Consider the following 2807-nt stretch of genomic DNA (forward strand, 5'->3'; position numbering starts at 1 on the left):
CGCGGAACGCCGTGGCAGCTCAGATGAAATAATCACGTTGAGCTGCTTTCCGTAGGTCGCCTCTAGTAGCTCAATACAAAACGACAGCTGGTAGTCGCCGAAAAAAAAGACCGCGACCACAGGAGAATCCAGAACGTCCAATTGGTCCAAAACTCTAAGTCTTCAACCGACCATTCCACCAAACTCAAATACTCCCCGCACCCTCTATATCCATGTCAAGAGATTCGAGGGGGAGCAGTTTCGTCTTCTGGCATCAATCCCGTGGAGTAGCCACCATGATCCCGAATTGCCACATCAAAGATAAACCGAGAGTCATCCGACTCTTTAAGCAAATTAAGCGTCAAATCATTAGTAGATGAATCGGCAATAAGATTGCGATAATATTTTGGGGACGTAAACGCAGCCTCTCTGTAGGACGAGTCGGACCCGAGTTCCAAATACACGATATCTCTCTGCCAGTTTTTCTGCAGCAGCGGGATGGATTGCTTTTGCCGAGTAGCGCAAATTGTCGAAGTAGCGCTCAATAGTTGCGAGCCCCCGATAGGTCATTTTGCAAATATGGATAGCTATCCCCTCCAAGACTCGCCATCGTAGCATCAAGCAAGAACTCAAATTCGCCATTGCAGGTGCCAGTCCCGCAAACCGATGCATAAGCATCGCCAAAACATATCGAATCGCATTCAATCCTATAAAACTCGGGTATGAAAACAGCGCCTTGCTCCAGCACCGGATACATTGATGGGCCCGCAAAGGGCTCGTTCATAATTGCGACAACATCAGGTGCACTTTCCGTGTCCTTTTCTGAGTTAAGGCGATTACCCGAACACCTCTCCAACATCGATGATGCCACCTGCGCCGTGCACTCTCCAGGTTCATCAGCCTTAAGCTGCTATGCTCAGATCAGAAAAAATAGAAGCGAATCCTTGCTCTCTGCAGGGAACCCCCAAATCCCAGCCCTTTTGTGCGCAACGCAAGCTCATGAAGCTCACGTTGCCACAACGAGAGCAAATCACCGACGCGGCATCCAGTAACGGGGAATACGACTTTTTCGAAACATGCAATTCGGACACATAAGCGCAGTACTCGCGCAGAAAAAACAGAACGATACAACACAAGTGGCATCAATTTGGTTAAACTCAAAATTACAACCTGAAGCAATATTTGCCGCCGTCCCTAACACCAAGAGGTCCGCCGGCAAAATCAGCCAACCCTCGAAAGACGGAACTTGCTGTTCGGCCACACCAGCAAGCAAACACAGCATCAGGAAAACAATAGCAACTGACCGAGCTTCCTGCGCCAATCATGTACAACAGGGCAGCAATAATCCCAAGGACAATCAGGTTAATAAGTACAGACAAAGCATCTATTTCGCCAACAGCTGCATTAGACGGTAATTCTAGGAAAAGGAAACCCAGGACTACTGTCACCAGCAAAATGTCTATTGAGCACACCCTTTCAAGCGTAATGGGGCGCTTTATCCAGCTATTTACGATGTCAAATACTCTATCCTTTTGCAAAATGTCCTTTCTGCTGATTGAGTCGTACGAATCCAACGATCTAATTAATGCGATTATCCCCGGGAGCTGTTATGCCACCAATATCTCTGAGACTTTTTGCACTAAGTTCGAATTCTTCTTCCTTCGAACACAGCAACCAATTCAGCAAAAGAATAGGAGAGACACTCCAGACAAATGTTCTAAGGAACGTCCTGACGTCACTTCTAACACAAAAGGAAATAATTGCAAACGAAGAAGCTATGGCAAAAATCGCCCCGTAGTTCTTCCTCTCTATGGCCCTATCAAAAGCGCTCTGCAATCTACCGAGGATAATCCCGTAAATAGCCATAACGGCAAGCGACCCATAGCCAAAGTTATAATATGCCTCAGCAATGAACGATGATCCCACGCCGCTATATTGCGTTACAAAAGGGGAAAACAACTCATCGACAGAGTCGATCGACTCATAATAATTGCCCGTAAGCCCGTTGGGCAGCACATATGTAATCCCCGAGAAATATGTCGCGCCATTGCCGAATGGCACCTCCGCCGGACAGTGCTCGACAACGGAGCCCAACACAACGAAAGTTTGTCCCGCTTCAGCAAGAGACTCGATAAACACGTTGTTCCCGACCAAAAGATCGGCTAGGCTTCCGCCCGCCTGAGACGGCTCAAGAGCCCCCCTCAACAACGAGACGAAGGAAAACAGTCCCGCAATCGCAACTCCACCAATCACTATTTTAAGGAGCTGGCGATTCTTTGTATCCTTCGAGAACAGCGCGAACCAAACAACCGCAGTCGTCACCAGCAAAATAAAACCTGTCGTGCGACTCCCCGTCATCATATACAAGAAAATATAGCCCAGCAGCGCGACAATAGGCCATTTTTCCCCCTCTTTCTTCGTAACGAGGATACCTAAAAGCGCATAGGGCATTAACTCCGACAAAATACCACAGGCGTTCGCTATCCCGTGCACTTGGCCTGCCGCGCCCGTCACCCTGGCTCCATATCCAACAGTCGACAACATGGAGTAATTTCTATACAAAGTAATCAAAGTCGGGACCAAGACCACAAGCGCTACAATTACTGATGAGGAACGGAGAGCATTCCGATTTCTCAAAAGGCCAACTGACCCTCCAGCTCCTTTGGGTCGTTTACTTGCACCTAACGAGAAACAATAGAACACAGTCAATACCAGCATGCACAGAAGCACGACAAGACTAGCGCGCCACACCCCACTTGCACTAAGCGAAGCAAGATCGATATATATGCGAGACGGCTGTACGTCCAAAGCCATTAAAAGCTGTTGAC

1 protein-coding gene is annotated in these 2807 nt (G+C 48.1%); it reads right to left on the bottom strand.

Features of this window, described 5'->3' with window-relative positions; translation table 11 throughout:
- Positions 1–1557 precede the first annotated feature (1557 nt).
- The coding region (gene wzy / locus VJ923_RS12095; RefSeq protein WP_326441839.1) for an O-antigen polysaccharide polymerase Wzy at positions 1558–2807 on the bottom strand (1250 nt) is incomplete at its 5' end.

The organism is Adlercreutzia shanghongiae (assembly GCF_035830635.1).
GTDB lineage: Bacteria > Actinomycetota > Coriobacteriia > Coriobacteriales > Eggerthellaceae > Adlercreutzia > Adlercreutzia shanghongiae.